At 72.2% G+C, this 22,983-nt stretch carries 12 protein-coding genes and 1 tRNA gene; 6 read left to right on the top strand and 7 right to left on the bottom strand.

The features are described 5' to 3' along the window. Positions 1-90: 90 nt before the first annotated feature. Positions 91-600 (top strand): metallophosphoesterase family protein, encoded by a 510-nt coding sequence (locus ACOOHE_RS18335; protein ID WP_420455541.1) that lies wholly within the window; start codon positions 91-93, stop codon positions 598-600. A 9-nt stretch (positions 601-609) separates the two neighbouring features. After that, positions 610-2,253, top strand: coding sequence for a PP2C family protein-serine/threonine phosphatase (locus ACOOHE_RS18330; protein WP_420455540.1), 1,644 nt, complete (start codon positions 610-612; stop codon positions 2,251-2,253). Between the two features lies 1 nt (position 2,254). Here ACOOHE_RS18330 and ACOOHE_RS18325 read toward each other — a convergent pair whose 3' ends face one another. The 4 genes from ACOOHE_RS18325 to ACOOHE_RS18310 all read right to left on the bottom strand — a co-directional run bounded on the left by ACOOHE_RS18325 (position 2,255) and on the right by ACOOHE_RS18310 (position 13,843). Continuing rightward, complete coding sequence (locus tag ACOOHE_RS18325; RefSeq protein ID WP_420455539.1) at positions 2,255-4,180, bottom strand: sialate O-acetylesterase; 1,926 nt, start codon at positions 4,178-4,180, stop codon at positions 2,255-2,257. Between the two features lie 192 nt (positions 4,181-4,372). Next, positions 4,373-4,445, bottom strand: a tRNA-Ala gene (locus ACOOHE_RS18320). Between the two features lie 212 nt (positions 4,446-4,657). Beyond that, complete coding sequence (locus tag ACOOHE_RS18315) at positions 4,658-8,986, bottom strand: M36 family metallopeptidase (RefSeq protein WP_420455538.1); 4,329 nt, start codon at positions 8,984-8,986, stop codon at positions 4,658-4,660. A 519-nt stretch (positions 8,987-9,505) separates the two neighbouring features. Further along, complete coding sequence (locus ACOOHE_RS18310; RefSeq protein ID WP_420455537.1) at positions 9,506-13,843, bottom strand: reprolysin-like metallopeptidase; 4,338 nt, start codon at positions 13,841-13,843, stop codon at positions 9,506-9,508. A 216-nt stretch (positions 13,844-14,059) separates the two neighbouring features. Here ACOOHE_RS18310 and acnA point away from each other — a divergent pair, with 216 nt between their 5' ends. The 4 genes from acnA (at position 14,060) to ACOOHE_RS18290 (ending at position 18,968) form a co-directional block, all read left to right on the top strand. Continuing rightward, entirely contained in the window at positions 14,060-16,780 is a 2,721-nt protein-coding gene (acnA, locus tag ACOOHE_RS18305; protein WP_420455536.1) for an aconitate hydratase AcnA, read from the top strand. Positions 16,781-16,879: 99 nt separating this feature from the next. After that, positions 16,880-17,038, top strand: coding sequence for a hypothetical protein (locus ACOOHE_RS18300; RefSeq protein WP_420455535.1), 159 nt, complete (start codon positions 16,880-16,882; stop codon positions 17,036-17,038). Next, a complete protein-coding gene (locus ACOOHE_RS18295; protein ID WP_420455534.1) occupies positions 17,035-17,691 on the top strand; it encodes a hypothetical protein in 657 nt (218 codons plus the stop codon). The genes ACOOHE_RS18300 and ACOOHE_RS18295 overlap by 4 nt, the downstream gene beginning before the upstream one ends. Positions 17,692-17,849: 158 nt before the next feature. Further along, on the top strand, positions 17,850-18,968 hold the full coding sequence (locus tag ACOOHE_RS18290; protein ID WP_420455533.1) for an AI-2E family transporter: 1,119 nt from the start codon (positions 17,850-17,852) through the stop codon (positions 18,966-18,968). Here ACOOHE_RS18290 and ACOOHE_RS18285 read toward each other — a convergent pair. From ACOOHE_RS18285 to ACOOHE_RS18275, 3 genes are read right to left on the bottom strand one after another with little or no spacing between them, the layout of a single operon-like run. After that, complete coding sequence (locus tag ACOOHE_RS18285; protein WP_420455532.1) at positions 18,952-20,601, bottom strand: choice-of-anchor X domain-containing protein; 1,650 nt, start codon at positions 20,599-20,601, stop codon at positions 18,952-18,954. The genes ACOOHE_RS18290 and ACOOHE_RS18285 overlap by 17 nt on opposite strands. 49 nt (positions 20,602-20,650) lie before the next feature. Further along, positions 20,651-21,487: a TIGR03915 family putative DNA repair protein gene (locus ACOOHE_RS18280; RefSeq protein WP_420455531.1), complete on the bottom strand. Its 837-nt coding sequence runs from the start codon at positions 21,485-21,487 to the stop codon at positions 20,651-20,653. A gap of 35 nt (positions 21,488-21,522) precedes the next feature. Then, positions 21,523-22,794: a putative DNA modification/repair radical SAM protein gene (locus ACOOHE_RS18275; RefSeq protein ID WP_420455530.1), complete on the bottom strand. Its 1,272-nt coding sequence runs from the start codon at positions 22,792-22,794 to the stop codon at positions 21,523-21,525. Positions 22,795-22,983 lie beyond the last annotated feature (189 nt).

Below are 22,983 nucleotides of genomic sequence, written 5' to 3'. Positions count from 1 at the left end.
TGGACGAGTGGGCACGTGGGCTCACTCGGGAGCGAAGTTGCGCCGGGATTCCACAAGTCCACGAGTCCACGTCCTCACACGTCCACGCTCTTGCGCCTCGGCATCGTCTCGGACACCCACGGGTTCTACCACCCCGAGCTGGACGACGTGTTCGCCGGCGTCGACCTGATCCTGCACGCGGGCGACGTGGGGCCGGCGGAGGTGGTCGACCGGCTCGAACGGATGGCGCCGGTCGTCGGCGTGTACGGGAACGTGGATGGGCCGCCGGTGCGGGGGCGGTTCAAGGAGCACGTCCGGATCCGCGTCGGCGGCGTGCGGCTGTGGATGACGCACATCGGCGGCCGGCCAGGGCGGTGGGCGCCCGGCATCGGCGCCGCGCTCCGGGCCGACCCGCCCGACCTGTTCGTCTGCGGCCACAGCCACATCCTGCGCGTTGAGCGTGTGCCGACGCTCGACCGGATGCTCTACCTCAACCCCGGCGCCGCCGGCCGGCAGGGGTTCCACCAGGTCAAGACGTGCGTCCGGCTGACCGTCGAGGGCGGGCAGATGAGCCAGGCCGAGGTCATCCACCTGGAGAAGGAGGGGCCGCAGACGGGCTAGCTTCCGGCCATGGCCGCCCCCGCCCCGTCGGGCGCCGTCGACGACCCGTCCGACGCCGCGCTCGCCCTCGCCGACCCGCTCGGCGCGCTCGTGCTCGCGCTCATGAGCCGGTTGCTGACGACCCGCGCGGTTGGCGCCGTGGTCGACGGCTCCGGGCTCCGGGTCGAGGTCGTCAAGGGCCGCGTCGGGGTAGAGCGCGGCGACCGCTTAGACGTCGGCGAGGATCTGCCTCCACCGCTGGCCCGGGCCGGGCTGACGCTCGGGCTCCCGCTCCGCTACGCCGACGCCCTGCTCGGCGTCGTGGCGCTCGGGCCCAAGCTGAGCGGCGAGCCGTACGCGCCGGCCGAGGTCGGGCTGGCGCGGTCGCTGGCCGGGGCGACGGCGGCCTCGCTCGCGGCCCGACGATCGGCCCGGGAGCTCGGGGTCGCCCACCGGGCCCTGGCCGCCCGCGCCCACGCGCTGCGGACGCTGTTCGAGCTGTCACAGGCGTTCGGGCGGTCGCTCGACCGCGACGCCATCGTCGGTCGGCTCGCGTTCGCGCTGATGGGCCAGTTGCTGGTCCGCCGCGTGGCCGTCGCCCTGTGCGACTCCGACGCGGCCGACGGCCCGCTCGACCTGGTCCTGACTCGGGGGGCGGACGCCGTCGACGTCCCCTGGGACCTCTGCGCCCTGACCCAGCCCATGGCCTTGACCGACGCCGGCCTCGTCGCCGACGGCTGGCGCTGGGTGGTCCCGCTCCGGGCCGGCGACGTCACGCGCGGAGCGGTCCTTCTCGGCGCGCCCGCCTTCGCCGGGCCCGACTGGGTCCCCGACGCCGACACGGTCGACTTCACGGCGGCGCTCGCGGCGCTCGCCGTCGGCGCGCTTGAGACGGCCGACCGGGTCGAGGAGCGCGTCGAGCGCGAGCGGCTGCGCGAGGAGGTCCGGCTGGCGCGCGAGGTCCAGGCCCGGCTGCTGCCGGCGTCGCTCCCGGCGCTCCCCGGCCTCGACGTCGCCGCGCGCTGGCGGCCTAGCCGCGACGTCTCGGGCGACACGTACCACGTCGCCGACCTGGGCGGCCGGCTGCTCGTCGCCGTGGCCGACGTGGTCGGCAAGGGGATCGGCGCATCGCTGCTGATGGCGACGCTCCAGGCCGGCTTCCGCCTGGTCGAGCCCGACCTCCTCGCCGCCGGTGACCCCGGCCCCGCGCTCGAAGCGGCGACGGCCCGCCTCGACCGGCTCGTCCACGTGAGCACCGAGCCGCACCAGTTCGTGACGTTGGCGTGGGCCGTCGTCGACCCGGCCGGGGGCGACGTGTGGTCCGTCGTCGCGGGGCACCCCCCGCCGCGCCTGCTCCGGACCGATGGGCGGGTGGAGCCGCTCGCGCCGGGAGGGCCGCTGTTGGGCGTCCTGCCCGGCGCGGTGTTCTCGGCCTCGCGCGCCACGCTCGCGTCGGGCGACGCGCTCGTGCTTTACACCGACGGGGCGACGGAGGCTCAGAACCCCGACGGCGACGAGCTCGAGACCGACGGGCTCGACCGGATCCTCACCGCCGCCCCTCGGTCCGCCGCCGCCCTCGTCGAGGCCGTGATCAAGGCCGTCGGCGAGTGGTCGGACGGGGGCGAGGCCGAAGACGACGACCTCACCATCGTCGCCGTCTGTCGGGCGGCGTGACTCACTCGCGCGTGCGGAACGGGGCGGCGGGCAACCCCTCCGCGTTCACGAGCGTCGCCGCGACGGGGTTGTTCGCCCACGCATAGCGGACGGCGACGGGCGTCCGCACGGCTGGCGTCGAGGCGACGACGCGGTCGCCCTCAATCCGGGCGTCGGCGTCGTGCCATCGGCCGTCGGAGCCGGCGAGAGCGAAGCCACCGAGCGGGAGCCCGTCGCGCGTCCCGAGCCCTCCGCCGACGTGGTCGAACGAGACGGCGACCCGGTCGCCCTCGATGGCGTGGTCTCGGTATCTCGGTCCCGACGTTACGAGCCCGTCCTCGCCGTAGACCATCGCCCGCGCCGCGAGCGCCAGCCGCTCCCCGACCGACCGCTTGTCGCGCGGGTGGATGTCGTCGGCCTCGCCGACGTCGAGCAGGACGGCCTCGGCCGTGCGGTCGAGCGCGAGCGCCGAGCTCTGGCCCTCGCGGACGGTCGGCCACACGCCGGTGTCCTCGGGACCCGTCGGCGGGGGGTGGAAGGCGGCGAGCTGGGCCCAGAGGAACGGGAGGTCGTCGTCCGACCAGGCGGCGCGCCACCCCTCGATGAGCGTGCGGAACTGGTCGCCGTAGGCGGCGGCGTCCTCCATGCTGCCGCCGTTCGACTCGCCCTGGTACCACAGCACGCCGGCCACCGGCTGCGCCGTGAGCGGGTACACCATCTGGTTCCATAGGACCGTCGGCTCCTGGTTTTTGTGGGTGTCGGCGTCGAGCCGGACGACGGCCACCCGGAATCGCCAGTCGCCGACGAGCGAGCGGCGCTGCCCGTCGGCGGTCTCGAGGTACACCAGGTCTTCGGCGCCCGCGATGCCGCCGCCCCAGCCGTTGTCGGTCACCCGAACCGCGAGCGTGTTGGCGCCGGCCCGGAGCGCCTCGGCCGGGACCGCGTAGCGCCGGGGCCGATTCCATCCGTTGACCATCCGCCCGACCTCGACGCCGTTGACCCACGTCACGTCGTCGTCGTCGATCGTGCCGAGCCCGAGCGTGACGCCTTGGGCCGCCTGGTCGGCGCTGAGCGCGAACGCGGTGCGGACCCACGCGACGCCATCGAGGCCCGGGTAGCCGGTGTCCTCCCACAGCGACGGGACGTGGATCTGGTCCCAACTCCGGTCGTCGAGGTCGGGGTCGGCCCAGAGCGGGACGTCGCCGTCCATCCCCGCGTCCTCCGTCGGCAGGTCGCCGATGCGGGCGCGGAGGCGGTCGGCGAGCGCGTCTTGCCGAGCCTGTTCCTCTGCTTGCATCGCCTCAACATCGGCGCGCGAGAGGCCGAGCATGTCGGCACTCATCCACGGCTCGATCCGGCTCCCGCCCCACGACGTGTGCAGCAGCCCGATGGCAACGTCGTGGTGCTGGCGGACGGCCCGGGCGAAAAAGACCCCGACCGCCGAGAACTCGCCGACCGTCTCGGGCGAGCCGACCGCCCACGCGCCGCCGGTCAGGTCGTTCTGGGGCTCGGTGGCGAACGACCTCGGCACCTTGAAGTGTCGGATCCGGTCGTCGTCGGCGGTCGCGATCGTGGCCACCGCGTCGTCGGCGTCGCGGAGCACCCACTCCATGTTGGACTGGCCGGAGAGGACCCAGACGTCGCCCACGAGCAGGTCAGCCGCCTCGACCCGGTCGCCGCCGGAGGTGACGACGAGGGTGTGCGGGCCCCCGGCCGGCATCGCTGGGAGCGTGGTCCGCCAGTGGCCGTCCGCGCCCGCCCGGGCCTCGGCCGTCCCGGCGCCAAGGCGGACGGCGACCTCAGCGCCGGGTGTGGCCCAGCCCCACACCGGTATCGAGTGGTCGCGCTGGAGGACGGCGCCGTCGCTGAGGACGAGCGGGAGGCGGAGCTGGGCCGAGGCGTCGGCCACGGTTAGAACGAGGGCGAGGGCGAGGAGGGGCGAGCGCATAGGACAGACAGGCCGGAATGGACGGACAGGTCCCCATCGTACGGCTCCCACGCTCCGTGTGCGCCAACCGTCCGGGATGGCTGGTAGCCACCCGCTGGCCACGACGCTTCGTCCTCCGGTCGGTCGGACAACCTCCACGTAGCCACCGACGGCGAACGGCCGCGATGTGCTTCGCATCGCGGCCGTTCAAGGTGGAGCTAAGCGGATTCGAACCGCTGGCCTCTGCAGTGCGATTGCAGCGCTCTACCAACTGAGCTATAGCCCCGGGGGATCGGCGTCAGGGCGCCGAGCGGAGGCAAAAATAGCGTCTCGACCCTCGGGCACGCAACCACTGCCACGGGGACAATCGGCAAAGGTCCCGGCTCGGTCCCCATGCCGAGGCCCCAAACGCAGCGGTGGCCGCCCCCCGGAGGGAGCGGCCACCGCTGGTTCCGTCAGGGCCGCCGGCCGGTCATGGGCACCGACCGGCAGGGTCCGCTAGCGGACGACGACGGCCTGTCGCGTGAGCACCTGGCCCCCGGCCTCGAGCCGGACCACGTACACGCCCGCCGCGAGCGACCCGCTCGACAGCACGGCCTCGTGCCGGCCCGCCGCCATCGTGCCGTCGACGAGCACGGCGACCTCCCGGCCCCGCACGTCGTACACGGCCACCCGGACGGCCCCGGCCTCCGGGACCGCGAACGACACGCGGGCCGAGCCCGACGACGGGTTCGGCGCCACGGCCTCCAGCGCGACCTCGGCCACGCCGGCCTCGGCCGAGGCCAGCCCGGTCCCGATCCGCAGCACGAACCGGTCCGTCGCCGCCGACCCGTCGGCGACCTCGGCCGTCGGGGCCTCGTCGTGCGCCGCCCGCGCGGCGACCTCGAACGAGTAGCTCGACCGGGCCCGGACGTCGACCTCGGCGCCCGTCGCCAGGTCGACCAAGACGACGGGGAGCCCGGCCGGGAGCGCCGAGCCGTCCCACCGGAGCGTGAACGCGGCCTCGGTCCCCCGGGCCTCGACGGCCAGCGGGATCTCGGCGTCGGCGAACGGCCGGGCGTCGTGTCCGACGAAGGCCCGCCCGTTCCGGGCCCCGATGAGCGCGTAGGCCGTGGCCGGGGTCTGGAACTTCTCGACGTCCTCCGAGGCGTCGAACGCGGCCCGGGCCTCGTCGCGGAAGGCGAACGTCATGGCCCGGTCCCCGATGGCGACGCCGTCGGCGTCGGTCCCGGAGAGCGTGAGCGAGAGGCCCGGCGCCGCCGCGCGGTCGGACCGACGAGCGAACGTCGGCTCAGCGCTCGACGCCGGGATCGTCAGGGTCCGGGGCCGGTCGATGGTCCGGGGACCCTTCGCGCGGACGCGGAAGGCCTCCCACGGCCCGATCGAGTTCGGCGCGGCCGTCCACATCCGAGCGACCGGGTCATAGGTCCAGACCGGCGACGGGGACAGGTTGTCGGCCCCCTCCCAGTCCTCGATCCCGAACAGCTCAAGGTCCTCGCCGAACGGGTTGGCGAGGTAGTTGAACCGCGTCCCGTCGGTCTGGAGCTCGACGGTCACCGGGTCCTCGTTCGTGTCGAGCGTCGTCGACAACGTGAACGGGAGCTCGACCGACACCGAGATGTCGGGGTTGCCCATGTTCTTGTCGTAGAACCGCCACCGGAACGCCTTGCCCAGCTCGAGCACCTCGCCGGTCCCGTCCGACTCGATCCACTCGTCGGTGGTCGCGTCGTACTCGGTCCAGAGGTTGGCCGGGTCGGCGGCCGGGTAGTACCCGGGCACGCCGCGGACGAGGTTCTGCTCGGCGAGGTCGTCGACGGTCAGGCCCTCAGCGGGCGTCCCGAGGAAGCGGAACCCCTTCGGGCCGTTGATCACGATCGACGTCACGTTGTCCTCTTCGACCGTGAGCGTGATCGGGACGATCACCTCCTGGGCGTCGGGGTCGTTCGTTTCGATCAAGAGCTCGGCCGTGTAGATCCCCGCAGGGAGCTCCGTGGCGTCGACCATGACCGTAACGTCGGCCGACTCGCCCTCGTCGATGGTCCCCTCGTTGGGGGAGACCGTGGCCCAGATGACCGGGCTGAAGAAGAGGACGGCCTTGTCGGACGTGATGTAGGGCTCGTTGGACGCGACCTCGAGGCCGACGGTGCCGTCGGCGTTCTCGATCCCGACCGTGGCGCTGGCCAGCGTCGAGGCCGCCATCGACCCGTACTGGAACTCGATGTCGCCCTCGGGCCCCAGGATCGCCTGGAAGGTCAGCGACGACGACGAGTCGAAGTACCGCTTGACCTGGTCGAACTGGACGACGAACCGGCCGTCCGGCAGCGTCCCCGTGTAGACCGTCCCGCCGTTGGTGACGGACATGTCGAGGTCGTCCCAGAACGGAGCGATAAGGTTGTTCGGCGCGCCCGGGGACGGGATGGCCGTGTTGATGAACGAGTTGGACGCGAAGTCCGAGAACGTCAAGAACCCGTTGGCGACCACGCGGACGGTCGAGTAGTCCATCCCGTAGAACGGGAAGTCGAACGGGAGCTCGATGTCGGCGTAGCCCTCGTCGCCGGCCGGGAACGAGCCCTGCTGGACGAAGGTGACCTCGTCGCCGGTGCCCGAGATGTCCTGGAACTCGACCTCGGGGCCGCCTTCCTCGTCGGAGTCGATCCAGGCGTACCCGAACGCATCGGGGCCGCCCGAGCCGAGGTCGTCGTCGTCCTCCGGCTGGTCCTGACGGGAGATCGTCGCCGTGAACAGGACGTCTCCGTCACCGGGGTTGCCGGTGTTCGAGATCGTCACGTCGGCCTCGGACGACCCGCCCTCGGTCACGTTGAACGTGAGCTCGTCCGGGGTGACCTCGACGACGCCCGGCGCGACCGGGGTGTCGAACGCCTCGGTGTTGTCGGCGTTGGTCGAGGACGAGCCCTGGTCGGCGGAGACGCCGAGACCGCGGCGCGCGAACGCGCTCCACAGGAGGTCGTAGTTGAGCCCGCGGCCCGGGTTCTCCGCGTCGGGGTAGAGCGCGGCGTCGGCGGCGAAGATGGCGTCGCGGCCATCGACGAAGCCGGGCGAGCACGCCTGGAGCTTCATGGCCTCCGTGACCAGCGCGATGGCGGCCTGGTTGCCCGAGCCGCCGTCGGCGTCGTAGAAGTCCGAGCTGTAGCCGTACTCGTCGATCAGGTCCCAAGTGACCTCCCAGAGGATGGTCGCCCAGACGAAGCCGACGCCGTGCGGGACGGCGAGCGTCCGGGTGTCCTGGTACGTGAAGTCGTTCTCGCTGAAGTCCGTCGAGTACGGGGCCGGGCGGATGCCGACGCCGTCGGTCGGCTGGTTAAGGGCGTAGGTGCCGATGCCGCGCCGCATGGGGCCGGTGTCGCCCTCTTGCTGCGTGAACATCAGGCCGTAGTAGTCACTCCAACCCTCACCCATCTGCTCCGAGTTGCTGAGGCAGCCGACGTTGGCCGGGCCGCCAGTCAGGCGGTTCGAGGTGCCGTGCGTGTACTCGTGGATGATGATGCCGGCGTCGAAGTCGCCGTCAATGCGCGGCGTCGCCGTGGTCCACTCGAACATCTGCATCCGCGGCTGCTGGCCGTCGGGGGGCGTGAACATATTGGCGTTGTTGGACTTGCCGGTGTTCGCGCCGTCCTGGGCCTCGGCCCGGACGTCGTCGTTGCCGAGGCCGCCGTTGCCGTAGTTGTTGACCTGGAAGTTGCCCGCGGCCTCATCAAACCCGTACTGGTACTTGATGTCGTGGGTGATGTTGTTCCAGTAGAACAGGTTCGTGACCGCCGCGTCGGTGTAGGTCGAAGGGGCCTGCGTCAGGTCGAGGTCGAACACGCAGTCGAGGTCAGCGCCACAGTCGGGCGAGTCGGCGGCCGTGCCCGTGTTGTCGTCGTTCCGGTCCTGGTAGGCCCGGACGTTGTTGCCCCAGGTGATCGTGAACTCGGCGCCGTCGGCGCCATCAGTGTCGTGCCACCCGAACGGCGACGCGACCGCGTCGGCCGGCTCCTCAATGAGCTCGCGGCCGTCGGCCGGCGGGACCGTCGGCGAGTGGATCGGGCTCTCGTAGGGGATGGGGTAGACGAGGTAGCTCGAGCCGTCCTCCGGCGAGACCGCCGCGAGGTTCGGGCTCGGGACGGCCTCGACGAACGGCGCCATCGTGGCGGCTGTGGCCGTGCGGGCCGGCGTCGGCTCGCCCCAGTGGTCGCTCACGACCAGGTCGTGCCGGAACAGCTCGGCGCCGGTCGCGGCGTTGAGCCGGACGAGCCAGACGTGCTCGGCGTTGTCCGCCGGGACCTGGACCTCCCAGGCCAGCGTGGCCGAGCGGCCGTCCACGACGTAGACGTACCGGGCGGTGACCAGGACGCCGGCGACCTCGCCGAACGTCGTGAACCGCTCGGCGCCCGAGCCGACCGTGACCGGCGTCGTCGGGGTCTTGGGGGCGCCTACGAGGGCGGCGGCAGCCGAGACCGCAGCCGAGGCCGAGAGCGCCGCGGCGCTCGAGGTCGCCGGCGAGTCGATCCCCGGGACGAGGTCGCCAGCGGCGTGGACCACCTGGCCCTGCCCGTTGACGGCGACCGTGACGATCCCGTCCACGACGGGGACGCCGTTGTAGCGCTGCTGGACGTAGACGTAGTTGATGCCACTGAGCGCGCTCCGGTGCCCGGCGGAGACCGTGAGGTCGGCGACGTCGCCGGCCGTCAGGCCCATGGAAGGCGCCTGGGCGCGTAGATAGTCGAGCGCCGCCTGTTCGGCGGACGCTGACGAGGGTGAGGACTGGGCGTGCGCAGACGCAGCCAGCCCCAGCGCGAGCGCGCTGACGAGTAGGAGTCGTGACATGACTTGGGGAGGGATGACCCTAGAGGGACGGAGAGAGAGGTCTCCAGGCAGAGGCACAGGACGAGCGCGCCGCGAGCGTGGGGGACCACGATGCCTCCGAATATATCGGGAGTCGAACAATCCGTGAAACCGACGGGCCTCTTTTTTTACCTCGCCTTACCACAGGAGCCCGAAAAGCTCGGGGGAGTCCCTACCAGAGGCGCGGAGCCCTGGTCTTGAAATCTCAACCGCTTAGATCGCTAGCACAGAACGAGACCCGTCCGAACCGTTCAGGAACCCGTAGTGCACGAAGCCGACGTCCGGGGGCCCTCGACGTTTCTGAGGTCGCCATGCCGGCCCGTCTCCGGCGGCACGGGCGGACGCCGCTCAACCCGGTGACGTAGATCCTACCGACACCAGTAGTGATGCACTAGCCACATCGGTCGGCCGTCAGCAAGCGGGTGTCTCGGGGGCGCGGCCGAACAAGAGAGCCCCGCTAGCGACATCGCCAGCGGGGCTCCCAGCGGACCCAACGTGGACCTAGCGGACGACGACGGCCTGTCGCGTGAGCACCTGGCCCCCGGCCTCCAGCCGGACCACGTACACGCCGGCCGCGAGCGACCCGCTCGACAGCACGGCCTCGTGCCGGCCCGCGGCCATCGTGCCGTCGACGAGCACGGCGACCTCGCGGCCCCGCACGTCGTACACGGCCACCCGGACGGCCCCGGCCTCGGGGACGGCGAACGACACGCGCGCGCCGCCCGACGACGGGTTCGGCGCGACGGCCGAGAGCTCGACCTCGGCCACGCCGGCCTCGGCCGACGCCAGGCCCGACCCGATCCGCAAGACGAACCGGTCCGTCGCCTGGGCCCCGTCGGCGACCTCGCCGTCGGGCGCCTCGGCGTACGCTTCGCGCGCGGCGACCTCGAACGAGTAGCTCGACCGGGCCCGGACGTCGACCTCGGCGCCGGTCGCCAGGTCGACGAGCACGACGGGGAGCCCGGCCGGGAGCGCCGCGGCGTCCCACCGGAGCGTGAACGCGGCCTCGGTCCCCCGGGCCTCGACGGCCAGCGGGATCTCGGCGTCGGCGAACGGCCGGGCGTCGTGGCCGACGAAGGCCCGGCCGTTCCGGGCCCCGATGAGCGCGTAGGCCGTGGCCGGGGTCTGGAACTTCTCGACGTCCTCGGACGGGTCGAACGCGGCCCGGGCGTCGTCGGAGAACGCGAACGTCATGGCCCGGTCGCCGATCCGGACGCCGTCGGCGTCGGTCCCCGAGAGCGTGAGCGAGAGGCCGGGCGCCGCCGCGCGGTCGGACCGACGGGCGAGCGGCGCCGAGGCCGCGGCCGAGGCGGGGATCGTCACGACGCGCGGGACGCCGTTGACCCGCGTCCCCTTGGCGCGGACGCGGAACCCCATCCAGGCCGGGATCGACGCCGGCGCGGCGACGAACGACCGGCCCACCGGGTCGTAGACCCAGACGGGCGCGTTCGGGCTGATCTCGTCGCCGCCGGGCCACCCCGCGATCCCGGTCAGGTCGAGGTCCGTCCCGAACGGGTTGGCGAGGTAGTTCATCCGCGTTCCCTCCGTGTCGAGCGTGATCTCGACATCGGCCGTGTTGGCGGGCAGGTCGGTCGAGAGCGTGAACGGGAGCTTGCGCGACCGGCTGACGTCCGGGTTGCCGATGTCGCGGTCGTAGAAGAACCACCGGAACCCCTTGCCGAGCTCGAGCACCTCGCCGGTCCCGTCCGACTCGATCCAGTCGCCGGTGGCCGCGTCGTATGTGGTGAAGAGGTTGGCCGGGTCGGCGGCCGGGTAGTACCCGGGGACGCCGCGGACGAGGTTCTGCTCGGCGAGGTCGTCGATGGTCAGCCCAGCGGCGGGCGTCCCGAGGAAGCGGAACCCGCGAGGCCCGTCAATCACGATCGACACGTTGCCGGACTCGCCGACCGTCAGCGTGACGGGGACGGTCACCGTCGGTGTGGACGGGTCGTTCGAGGACACGACCAAGTCGGCCGTGTAGGTGCCCTCCTCGCGCTCGGTCGCGTCCAGGGTCACCGTGAACGTGTCGCTCTCGCCCGGGGCCACGGTCCCGGCGCTCGGCGACACCGTGACGAACGGCGGGACCGGCGGCGTCAAGCGGACGGCCTTGTCGGACGTGACGTAGGCCGCGTTGAAGGCGACCTGGAGCCCGTCCGTCCCCCCGCCGTTCTCGATCCCGACCGTGGCGCTGGTCAGCGTCCCGGTCATCGTCCCGTATTGGAACTCGACGTTGCCGTCGGGCGACAGGATCGACTGGAAGGTCAGCGGCGCGGTCGTGTTGTAGCGCGGGACCTCGTCGAACTGGACGACGAACCGGCCGTCCGGCAACGTCCCCGTGTAGACCGTCCCGCCGGAGCTCTGGTCGAGGTCGTCCCAGAACGGGGCGATCACGTTGTTCGGGCCGCCCGAGGACGGGATGCCCGCGTTCGTGAACGAGTTGGCGGCGAAGTCCGAGAACGTCAGGAACCCGTTCGCGACCACGCGGACGGTCGCGTACTCGGCCCCGTAGAACGGGAAGTCGAACGGGAGCTCGATGTCGGCGTAGCCCTCGTCACCGGCCGGGAACGAGCCCTGCTGGACGAAGGTGACCACGTCGCCGGTGCCCGAGACGTCCTGGAACTCGACGGAGGGCCCGTCGGCCTCGTCGGAGTCGACCCAGGTGTAGCCGAACCCGTCCGGCCCGCCACTCCCGAGCAGAGCCGCTGCCCCGGTTCCGTCATCTTGCGCCGAGCCCTTGGGCAGGTCGCGCGCTGGGGCCTGCGCGGGCAAAAGCGCCGCGTCCTCGACCACGTCGACGCTCCAGACCAGGTCGAGCGCGCCGGGCGCGGCCGTGTTCGAGACCGTCACCGTCTCGGTCGCCGTCCCGCCCTCGGGCACCGTCCGCGAGATCGAGGCCGGGTCGACGGCGATCATCGGCGGGTCCTGGTCGGTGATCGTGAACGGCTGGGGGTTCACGTTGAAGAACACGTTGCCGACGGCGCGGATCAGGAGTCGGGCGTTGTCGGTGAACGTCGAGAAGAAGACCTCTTCGGACCCGTCGTTCGGTGTGCTCGATTTGATCGGCGTGAACGACTCCCCGCCGTCAGTCGAGAGCAAGATGTCGACGGTCGGCGTGTTGACCGCGCCGCCGTCGGTCCCGGCCACGTCCCACGTCACCGTCGCCGGGCCGGACGAGTAGACTTGGTTGGGCGTCGTGGCGAAGGTGACCACGAAGGGCCCCGCCGAGCCGTCGGTGTCGATCGTGACCGCGGCGTCGTCGATGGCGCCGCCGCCGGGCTCGTTGTCGCGCGCCGTGAGCCGGAACGTCAGCGTCCGCGTCCCCTGCGGGTAGGCCTCGCCGATGACCGGCGGGAGGCCGGCCAGGAGCCGGTCGAACTGGGGGAACACCCGCGTCGCGCTGTCGGTCGGGACGAACGAGCGGAAGTAAGGCGGCGTGGCGCTCCCGGGCGGGCCCGCCGGGCCTAGGTCGAACTCCTCCCAGATGTAGGTCAGCGTCTCCGGCGTGTCGTCGGTGGCGTTGCCCGTGAGCACGAACGGCGTGCCGACGGGGATCGTGAAGCCGCCGGTTGCGAAGACGCTCGGGACCGGGTTGCCGGTCGGCGTCGCCGTGCCGCACGTCGAGCCGCCGCCCGTCGTGATGAACGCGGTCACCTCGTCGAGCGACGCGACGTGGAAGATGTCGTCGCTGTTGGACTGGATGTTCTGGGCGCCGCAGATGCCCGCGTAGGCCATGATCGTCGAGCCCGAGCCGGGCTCGTAGGCCGTCGACCCGTTCCGGTTGCCACCGGCGCACGCGCCGGCGTTCCCGTTGAACGTGTGGTTGCCCGCGAACTGGTGGCCGATCTCGTGCGCCACGTAGTCGATGTAGAAAGCGTCGCCGACGGGCGAGCCGAGCCCGGTCACGCCGCCGGCCTTGATCTCGCTGTCGCACACGGCGCCGAGGTAAGCGACGCCGCCGCCGCCGGTCGAGAAGACGTGGCCGATGTCGTAGTTCGACGTGCCGATCACGGCGTCGAGCGTCACCTGGTTCTGGCTCAGCATGGCCCCCCCGCTGCTGTTCGTGTAGGGGTCGGTCGCGCCGTCGGTGAAGACGACCTGGTCGTTGTCGGCGACGAGCGTAAACGTGACCGAGAAGTCGCGCTCGTAGACGCCCGTCACCCGGTTGATCGCGACGACGATGGCCGCCTGCCCGTCGGCGACGGTGCCGCCGTGGAACTGGGTGTACTCGCCGGTCGCGGCGACCGCCAGCCGGTACGTCCGCAGCGTCTCGCCGTTCGTGGCCGCGAGCCCCGGCGTGCCCAGGTCGGCCCCGCCGTCGCGGACCTCGTCGGCCACGCGCCCGCGGAGCGCGGGGTCGACGACCAGGTCCCGGGCCCGGTACACGACGTAGACCTCGGCCCCGTCGCGCGCGTACGGGTCGACGTAGAGCGTGCCCTGGGGCGTGAACAGCATCCCCGCGAAGCCGGCCGGCGTCAGGCTCAGCCGGCCGTGGACCCCGCCTGGCCCCTCCGCGAGGTACGTCCGGATCTCGGGGTAGCGGGCCTGGAGCGCGGGCGCCAGGATCGACGCCTCGACCACGCGGACGTCGACGAGCCCGCCCTCGGGGAGAGGGATCGAGACCACCACGCCGCGGGCGAGGTCGCGGTCCGGCGCCGCCGCCAGCCGGTCGGCCATCGCGGCGCGGTCGAGCGCGACCGTGCGGAACGCCGTCGGCAGCGTCGGGAGGTCGGACGGGCCGAGCGACGCGGCGGCAACGTCCGTCCACAGGGCGGACTGGGCCTGGGCGGGACCGGAGGACACGAGGGTCGCGCAGGCGGCGACGAGGAGGGCAAGGCGCATGGTGGTGGGAGCGGGCGGAAGGGCCGGAGGATAGGTCACTTGGAGCACCGAGGGGTGCCCCGGCCGTCGAGCCAGGCCGTATTCATGGCCCGGCCCGCGCGGCCGGGCCCCGGGCGGGGGGCGGCACCCGTGGAGATCCGGTCCGGAGCGCCGGCCACCGGCACCATTCCGCCGCCGGCGCGTCTAGACCGTCCCTCGCCGAACCCGCTCCCCCTCATGGCTGACAGCCTCTTCGACGCCCGCGACACGCTCGACACCTCCGCCGGCGCCCACACCGTCTACCGACTCGACCGCGTCGCCGAGGCGACCGGCGCCGACCTCGACCGGCTCCCGTTCTCGATCAAGGTCCTCCTCGAAAACGCCCTCCGCCAGGCCGACCTGCCCGGCCCCGTCGGCGAGGACGACGTGCGCCACCTGGCGGCCTACGACCCGGCGGCGCCGGCCGAGGTCGAGATCCCGTACACGCCGGCGCGCGTGCTGCTCCAGGACTTTACCGGCGTCCCGGCCGTCGTCGACCTGGCGGCGCTGCGGAGCGCGATGGCCCGCAACGGCGGCGACCCCGAGGCCATCAACCCGCGCGTGCCCGTCGACCTGGTGATCGACCACTCGGTCCAGGTGGACTCGTTCGCGCTCCCGCAGGCGTTCCAGATCAACGCCGACATCGAGTTCCAGCGGAACCAGGAGCGCTACGAGTTCTTGCGGTGGGGCTCGAAGGCGTTCGAGAACTTCAGCGTGGTCCCGCCCGAGCGCGGGATCTGCCACCAGGTCAACTTGGAGTACCTCGCGCGGACCGTCTGGACGTCGCCCGGCGACGACGGGCTCCCGGTCGCCTACCCCGACACACTCGTCGGGACCGACTCCCACACGACGATGATCAACGGGCTCGGCGTGCTCGGGTGGGGCGTCGGCGGGATCGAGGCCGAGGCGGCCATGTTGGGCCAGCCCATCTACATGCTGATGCCCAAGGTGGTCGGCTTCCGCTTGAGCGGCAAGCTCAAGGAGGGCGTCACGGCGACCGACCTCACGCTGACGGTCACCCAGATGCTGCGGGCGCACGGCGTCGTCGGCAAGTTCGTCGAGTTCTTTGGGACGGGGCTGTCCACCATGAGCCTGCCGGACCGGGCGACGATCGCCAACATGGCGCCCGAGTACGGGGCCACAATGGGCTTTTTCCCCGTCGACGCCGAGACGCTCGACTACCTCCGCCGCACGAACCGCGACGAGGCCGACGTCGAGCTGGTCGAGGCGTACTGCAAGATGCAGGGCCTCTTCCGGACCGACGCCACGCCGGACCCCGAGTTCGAGGCCGTCCTGGAGCTCGACCTCGCCGAGGTCCAGCCGTCCATGTCCGGCCCGAAGCGGCCCCAGGACCGGATCGTGCTCGGCGACGTCCAGCGCGAGTTCCGCGAGAGCCTGACGCGGCCGGCCTCGCCCCAGGGCTTCGGCCTGACCGAGGACGCGCTCGGCAACACCGGCCGCTACGCCGACGCCGAGGGCAACGAGCTTGACCTCAAGCACGGCGACGTGGCGATTGCGGCCATCACGAGCTGCACCAACACGTCGAACCCGAGCGTGATGCTGGCGGCCGGGCTGCTCGCCAAGAAGGCCGTCGAGCGCGGGATGCGCGTCAAGCCCTACGTCAAAACGAGCCTGGCGCCGGGCAGCCGCGTGGTCACGGCCTACCTCGAGAAGGCCGGGCTCCAGCCCTACCTCGACGAGCTCGGCTACAACCTGGTCGGCTACGGCTGCACGACGTGCATCGGCAACTCGGGCCCGCTCCCGGTCCCGGTCGCCGAAGCGGTCACCGACGGCGACCTCATCGTGTCGGGCGTGCTGAGCGGCAACCGGAACTTCGAGGGCCGCATCCACGCGCTCGTCAAGGCCAACTACCTCGCGAGCCCGCCGCTCGTGGTCGCCTACGCGCTCGCCGGGACCGTCGACATCGACTTGCAGAACGACGTGTTGGGGCAGGACCAGGACGGCAACGACGTGTACCTCAAGGACCTCTGGCCGTCGCAGCAGGAGATCCTCGACGCGGTCCAGCAGGCCGTGACGCGCGAGCAGTTCGAGGAGCTCTACGACGGGATCGAGGACTCGAACCCGCGCTGGAACGCCATCGACACGTCGGAGGGCGCCGTCTACGACTGGCAGGAGTCGAGCACTTACATCCAGGAGCCCCCGTTCTTCCTGGACGTGACCCCCGAGGTCCCGGCCATCGAGCCGATCACCGGCGCCAAGACGCTCGTCAAGGTCGGCGACTCGGTCACGACCGACCACATCTCGCCGGCCGGCGCCATCCCCAAGTCCGAGCCCGCCGGGCAGTACCTCCAGGACCGCGGCGTCGAGCCGAAGGACTTCAACTCGTTCGGGAGCCGCCGTGGCAACGACCGCGTGATGACGCGCGGCACGTTCGGCAACATCCGCTTAAGGAACCAGATGGCGCCCGGCACCGAGGGCTGCTGGACGACGAAGGACGGCGAGCAGATGTACATCTACGACGCGGCCCAGGCCTACGCCGCCGAGCGCACGCCGCTCGTCGTGTTCGCGGGGAAGGACTACGGGATGGGCTCGTCGCGCGACTGGGCTGCCAAGGGCACGCTGCTGCTCGGCATCAAGGCGGTCGTGGCCGAGTCGTTCGAGCGGATCCACCGGTCGAACCTGGTCGGGATGGGCGTCTTGCCGCTCCTGTTCCAGCCCGGCGAGACGCTGGCGACGCACGGGCTCGACGGGACCGAGACGTTCGACCTCCCCGTCGCCGACGACCTCGCGCCGGGCCAGACCCTCGCCGTCACGGCCACCAACGCCGACGGCGCGGAGACGACGTTCGACGTGACGGTCGCGCTCAACACGCCGGTCGAGGTCGAGTACTACCGCCACGGCGGGATCTTGAACTACGTGCTCCGCGACTTCCTCAACGCCCAGCTCGAACTGGCGTAGGCGTCGGCCCCGGCCCGCTGGCCGCGTGCGTTCAGCGGGTCGGGGCCGGTCGTCCTTCGCGCTCGCGCCCTACCTTCCAGGCACGTTCTCCCTTCCGCCATGCCGACGAAGAAGCGCGACATTGTCCAGGTCAAGAACCCCCGGAGCGGCCGGTACGTCAAGGTCGACCGGACGAGGGGGCTGATCCTGGGCCACAAAAAATCGGAGGGGCCCTACGCAAACGTCCCCATCGCGCGGAAGCGGAAGACCGCGAAATGATCGTCTACCGGCTCACGGACGGGGACGCCCACACGGTCCCCATCGCGACCCGCTGCCGGACGTGCTTCCTGATGACGCAGTTGGGAGGCGCGCTCCCTCCCGAGCTGGTCACGATCCGCGAGCGAGTGGAGGCCGCGTTCCGTGGGGACGGGTTCGACGTGGTCGATGCCAACAGCTTCACGACCGGCCGGGACTTCCTCCACAAGATCTGGGAGATCATCGTGGCTGTCCCCGTCGGCGTGGCCCTCCTCCACCAGGATGTCGCGCCGAAGACGCTGGCGAACATCTTCTACGAGATCGGGGTGATGCAGGCGCTCGGCAAGGAGACGCTGGTCGTGAAGGCGCCGGGTGCGAACGTGCCCTCGGACTTCGTCCGGACGGAGTACGTGACGGCCGACGACAAGCTTGAGCAGAAGCTCGCCCGGTACCTGACGTATCTCGGCGAGCAAGAAGCGCACTACGGCCAGATGGGCGCGCTCGTCGAGAACAACCCGCTCCTGGCACTGGACTACACACGCCGTGCGTACCTGCTCTCCGGAGACGAAGCGTGGCAGGAGCAAGCGGACCAAATCGTCGGGGCCTCAGACCTCTCCGAGCGCGCCGCGGACAGCGTGGAGATGATCTTAGCCTCCTTCGCCCGTCGGTCAGAATGAACGTCGCCCAATAGCGGCGCTCGTTCGGTCTGTCCGGAGGGGCCATGAGACGCTGGGCCGCTCGGGGGAGGCGACGGCCGCCTCCCGGGGAAGCCCTGGCATCGGCCGGGCCCGCCGTCGGGGCGGGACCTCCCGGGCCCGCCCGGCGTCCCAGGCCCATGACACCGGAGCACCACACCCCCCTCGACACGCCCGAGGCGTTCCGCCAGCGCGCGCGGTACGTCGTCGCGCTCGTGGTCGTGGCCGTCGTCGGGCTGTTCGTGCTGTGGACGACGCGGCAGGTGCTGCTCCTCGTGTTCCTGGGCGCCGCCATCGGCGTCCTGTTCTTCCACACGAGCCGGTGGCTGGCGGAACACACCGGCGTCCCGCGCGGGGCGACGCTGGCCGCCGTCGTGCTGACGGTGCTCGGCGTGCTGGGCGCGGCGGCCGTCTTCGGCGGGCCGCGGCTGGCGGACGAGGCGACGGCGCTGGCGGAGCGGGCGCCGGAGCTGCTGGAGCTGGCGCGGAACCGGCTCGGCCTGCCCGAGAGCGCGCTGACGTTGCCGGAGGCGCTGGGGACGGTCGGCGGCCAGCTGCTCGGGTGGTTCTCGACGGCGGCGGGCGTCGTCTCCGGCGTCCTCGTCGTCCTCATCGTGGCCGTTTACACGGCCGCGGCGCCGAGCCAATACACGGCCGCCGTGACGCGGCTGTTCGACCACGAGCACCAGGCGTTCGTCCGCGACGTCCTGGCCGAGATGGGGTCGACGCTGCTGGCGTGGCTCCGGGGCGTCGGCATCGCCGTCGCGCTGCTGGGGACGATGGCGGCCGTCGGGCTGAGCCTGATCGGCGTGCCGGGCGCGCTCGCGCTGGCCGCGTTCGCGGCGGCGTTGACCGTCATCCCCACGTTCGGCCCGTTCATCGGGTGGGCCCCGGCCGTCGTCGTCGGCTTCGCCGAGGGGACGACGATGGGCCTGTGGACGCTGGGGCTGGCGATCACGGCCCAGCAGATCGAGGGGAGCGTGATCACGCCGAAGGTCCAGGGCTCGATGGTCCGCGTGGGCCCGGCGTTCATTGTGGCCGGCCAGATCGTGCTCGGCTCGCTGGCGGGCTTCCTCGGCATCCTGCTGGTGGTGCCGGTGCTCGGCGTCGGGCTCATCCTGATCCAGCGCCTCTACATCGGCCCGTTCGTCAAGGGCGAGCCGGCCGACCCGGAAAACCCGCCGCGCGTGTCCTCCCCAGACGGAGAGGTCGTGCGGGCCGATCACCCGGCGGGCTCCGCGCTCACCGGGCGACGGTGAAGCGGAGCGTCGCGGTGCCGCCCGGGTGCCGAAGGACCGCGAGGTAGACGCCGGGCGCGGCGCCCGACGCGTCCCACAGGACCGTGGGGCCCGACGGGAGCGCCACCACGCGCCGCCCGAGCACGTCGACGATGGCGAGCGAGGCGTCGCCCGGGACGTCGGCCAGCCGGAAGCGGACGACGTCGCGGACGGGGTTTGCCCCGGCGAGGGTGAGGCGGGGCCGCCGCGTGGGCTCGTCCTCCACGGCGACACCGGTCGAGAACATGCGCGTCGTGAGGGTTGCGCGGCCCCCAGTCGCCGCCTCGAACGAGAGCCCGGCACCGCTCGCCGAGGCCTGCTCGTAGGCCCGCAGGGTGTAGTCGAAGTACGAGAACTCGACGTCGGTCAGCGGCCGGTCGTAGACGACGTGGGTCGCCATCGAGAACGCCGTCGGGGACTGGCCAACGGCCGGCTGGCGGGGGCCCTCTGCGGCGACGATCTCGTCCATCGTCACCTCGCGGACGCCGTCGGCGACGAACACGTAGGTGCCGGCCTCGATGCCGACCTGGTCGGCGTCCCGGAGGGCCCGGATCGGCGAGGCCACGGCGTCGGGCCCGACGAGGCCCATGAGGTAGAGCTCGAGGTCGTTGTAGTGCCCGTCGCGCGGGAGGAGAGCCGCGCGGACGGTATCGCCCGCGGCCGGCGTGAGCGCGGGGTACGCGCCCCAGGTCGGACTGCCGAACCCGGTCGAGGGCCGCTCGGTCGCAGCCCAATGAGACCCCCGGTTTAGGTCGAGCGCGGGGTCGAGGAACGCGAACCAATAGTGCCCGAGCTCGTGGTTCAGGAGGCCGGGGTTCGGGAACGGGTACGTCTGAACGACGCCGCGGAGGGCGCCCGTCGCCCCGAAGTCGGCCGAGCGGTCCACGGTCCCCAATCCGATCCCACCGATCTCGGCCTTGACGTGGAGAAACTGGCCCGCCGCCGTTTCGAGCGGGTCCGGGTGCGGGGCCGCGATGTGCACGAAGTCCGGCTCCAGCGGCACGAGCCCGAGCAGCGTCGCCGTCGCCCCCTCGACGTCGTCGAACGCGCCGACGGTCGCGACGAGGTGGTCGGTCCGGTCGATGCCGGCGCCGAGGCCGGCGCCGAGGTCGCCACGCTGAGGCCGGACGATGGGGACCGCGTCGGTCAGGATGCCGAGGCTTAGCGGGAGGACCACGCTCGCCCGCTCGGTCCGTCCGTCGGCGTAGGTCACGCGCGCACGGCGGTAGCCGTTGAAGAACCCGGTCGCCGGCCCGAACGAGCCGTCGTAGGTGAGCCGAGCGGGCGCGGCCGAGAACACGCCGTCGCCGGCGGCCGCGTCGGCCCCGGCGCCGTCGTCGCGCAAGACGAGGGAGTCGACCGGCACCCCGGCTTGGGTCGTGTAGAAGGTGGGCCAGGCGATCTCGACCACGGCAGGGTCCGAGACGGTCAGGGTCAGGACCGTCTCGTCGAGGCCGGAGCGGACGACGAACGGATCGAAGCGGCCGTCGACGAAGAGGGCCTCCACCGTCCGGGCGGAGGGCTCGGCGCCGGTGGCGCACCGGTCGGTAGGGGAGAGGGCGGGCTGGGCGGAGGCGGCCGTGACCGCGACGGCAGCGACGAGGACGAAGCGCATGGTGGAGGGCGATGTGTGTCCCCGTTACGGGAGATCAGCCCCGCGACCGTCAGCCGCCCGGCGCCTGCTTCTCGGTGAGGTACGGCCAGTAGCGCCTGGGCACGTGACGGAGGTGGAGCTTGAGGTTCCGGCGCTCCGGGATGGTGACGGCCTGGAAGTAGGCCCGCCACATGGTCTGGTAGGCCGCCTCGTCGGGCGCCGGGTCGCCGAGCCCCACCGTGGCCGCCGGGACGATCCGGCTGGCGGGCTCGCCGGGGGCCCGGTCCGGCGCGGGCGTGTGGACGAGCGCCAGCCCGCGCCGGACGTCGACGATCCGCCACGCCAGCGTCGGGTAGCGCGCCTCGAAGTGCGGATGCAAGATCGGCAGCACGTGGACCTCGGGCCGGGTCGTGGCCACCCAGGTCTCGGCGCCGCCGGAGTCGTGCCGCTCGAAGCGAACGAACGCCTCCATCCGGTGCGCCTCGCGCCCGACGCGGCCGGACCACTGGGCCACGACGCGGGCCGGCTCGAACGTCCAGTCCTCGGCCGGCGCGGCGCCCTCGGCGCGGACCGCGTCGGCCAGCCGGAGCGCGGCGACCTCGATGCCGGGCCGCTCGCTGAGGACGGCCCGCCGCAGCCGTCCGACCAGCCCTGGCACGAGCTGCTCCAGCCCCCGCTCGACCCGGTCGGCGACGGCCGCCTCGGTCTCGACCCGCACGACGTCGCCGAACAGCGCCCCGCTCGCGGGCTCGCCAATCAGGCCGACCGACACCGGGAGCGCGCCACGACGGTAGCCCTCGGCGTAGGCGCAGAGCAGGCCCGCGAACGTCCCGTCGGTCTCGACCGCGAGGTGCGGGTCGACGGGCAGCGCGGGCGGTTGCCGTCGGTCAGTAGGGACACCACGCATGGTGTCCCCACGGGCGGAGGAGGGCGCCAGTCGCGTCACGCCGCCTGCGCCAGCGGCGCCGGCGCGAACAGCGACAGCTGGGGCGCGCCCGAGTGACCGCCGACGATCCGCTGGCGGACGGCCCCCGGATCGCGGCCGATCAGGTGGGGCCGGTGGTCGGGCGTCGTCAGGAAGTGCTGGGCCCGCTTGAGCACGACGCCCATCGACCGCAAGTCCTCCCACCGGACGACGCCGCGCCGCCGGGCCGCCACGATCCGCCGGGCCGACTTGAGCCCCAAGCCCGGCACCCGCTGGAGCCACTCGATCGGCGCGCGGTTCACGTCGACCGGGAACAGCTCGGGGAAGCGGAGCGCGTACGACGTCTTGGGGTCGATCTCCGAGTCCAGGTTCTCGGAGCCCGGCGGGGCCACCTCGTCGAGCTCGAACCCGTACTTGCGCAAGAGCCAGTCGGCCTGGTAGAGCCGGTGCTCGCGGTGGAGCGGGGCCCGGTAGGTCGCGGGGTCCGGCACGCGGTCGTCGCCGCCGAGCGCGATGAACCCGGAGTAGTAGACGCGCCGGAGCTTCTGCTCGCTGTAGAGCCCGTCGACGAGCTCGAGCACCTGGCGGTCGCTCTCGGGCGTCGCCCCGATGACGAGCTGGGTCGACTGGCCGCCGGCGGCGAACCGGGGCGCGCGGCGGTCCGTCTTCCGCTCCTCCTTCGCCGCCTCGATCCCGTCGCGGACCGTCGCCATCGGCGCGAACACGCTGTCGTAGTCCTTCTCCGGGGCCACCGTTTTCAGGCCGGCCTCGCTCGGGATCTCGACGTTGACGCTCAGGCGGTCCGCCAGCCGGCCGGCCGCGGTCAGCAACTCGGGGCTGGCGCCGGGGATCACCTTGAGGTGGATGTATCCGTTGAACCCGTGGTCGTGGCGGAGCGACCGGGCCACGGCCACCAGCTTCTCCGTCGTCGTGTCGGCGTCCTTGAAGATGCCGGACGACAGGAACAGGCCCTCGATGTAGTTCCGCTTGTAGAACTCCATCGTCAGGTCGACGACCTCCTGGACGGTGAAGGCCACGCGCGTGACCTCCTCGTTCGACCGGCGCGAGACGCAGTAGGCGCAGTCGTAGATGCAGACGTTCGAGAACAGGACCTTGAGGAGCGAGACGCACCGGCCGTCCTCGGTGTACGAGTGGCAGATGCCGGCCCCAGTCGAGTTGCCGATGCCTGTCTTGGTGTTCTCGCGCTTGCCGCCGGACGAGGCGCACGAGGCGTCGTACTTGGCCGCGTCGGCGAGGATTTCGAGCTTTTCGATGACCTGTCGGCGCATACGCGAGCGGGCCCGTAGCGGGCCGGTTGGGCGGAGCCCAAAGGTCGGGGGCCGGGGTGACAGCGGCGCGTCGCGCGCTCATCGCCGGGTCTCCCCAACGACCGTAGGGACGCGATGAATCGTGTCCCCTCCCCGACCGCGGGACACCGCCGGGGACATGATGAATCATGTCCCTACGTGTTGGGTGCG

Source organism: Rubrivirga sp., from assembly GCF_965213695.1.
GTDB lineage: Bacteria > Bacteroidota > Rhodothermia > Rhodothermales > Rubricoccaceae > Rubrivirga.
Note: the sequence above shows the minus strand (reverse complement) of the source record. Positions and strands in the feature narration are given on the sequence as shown.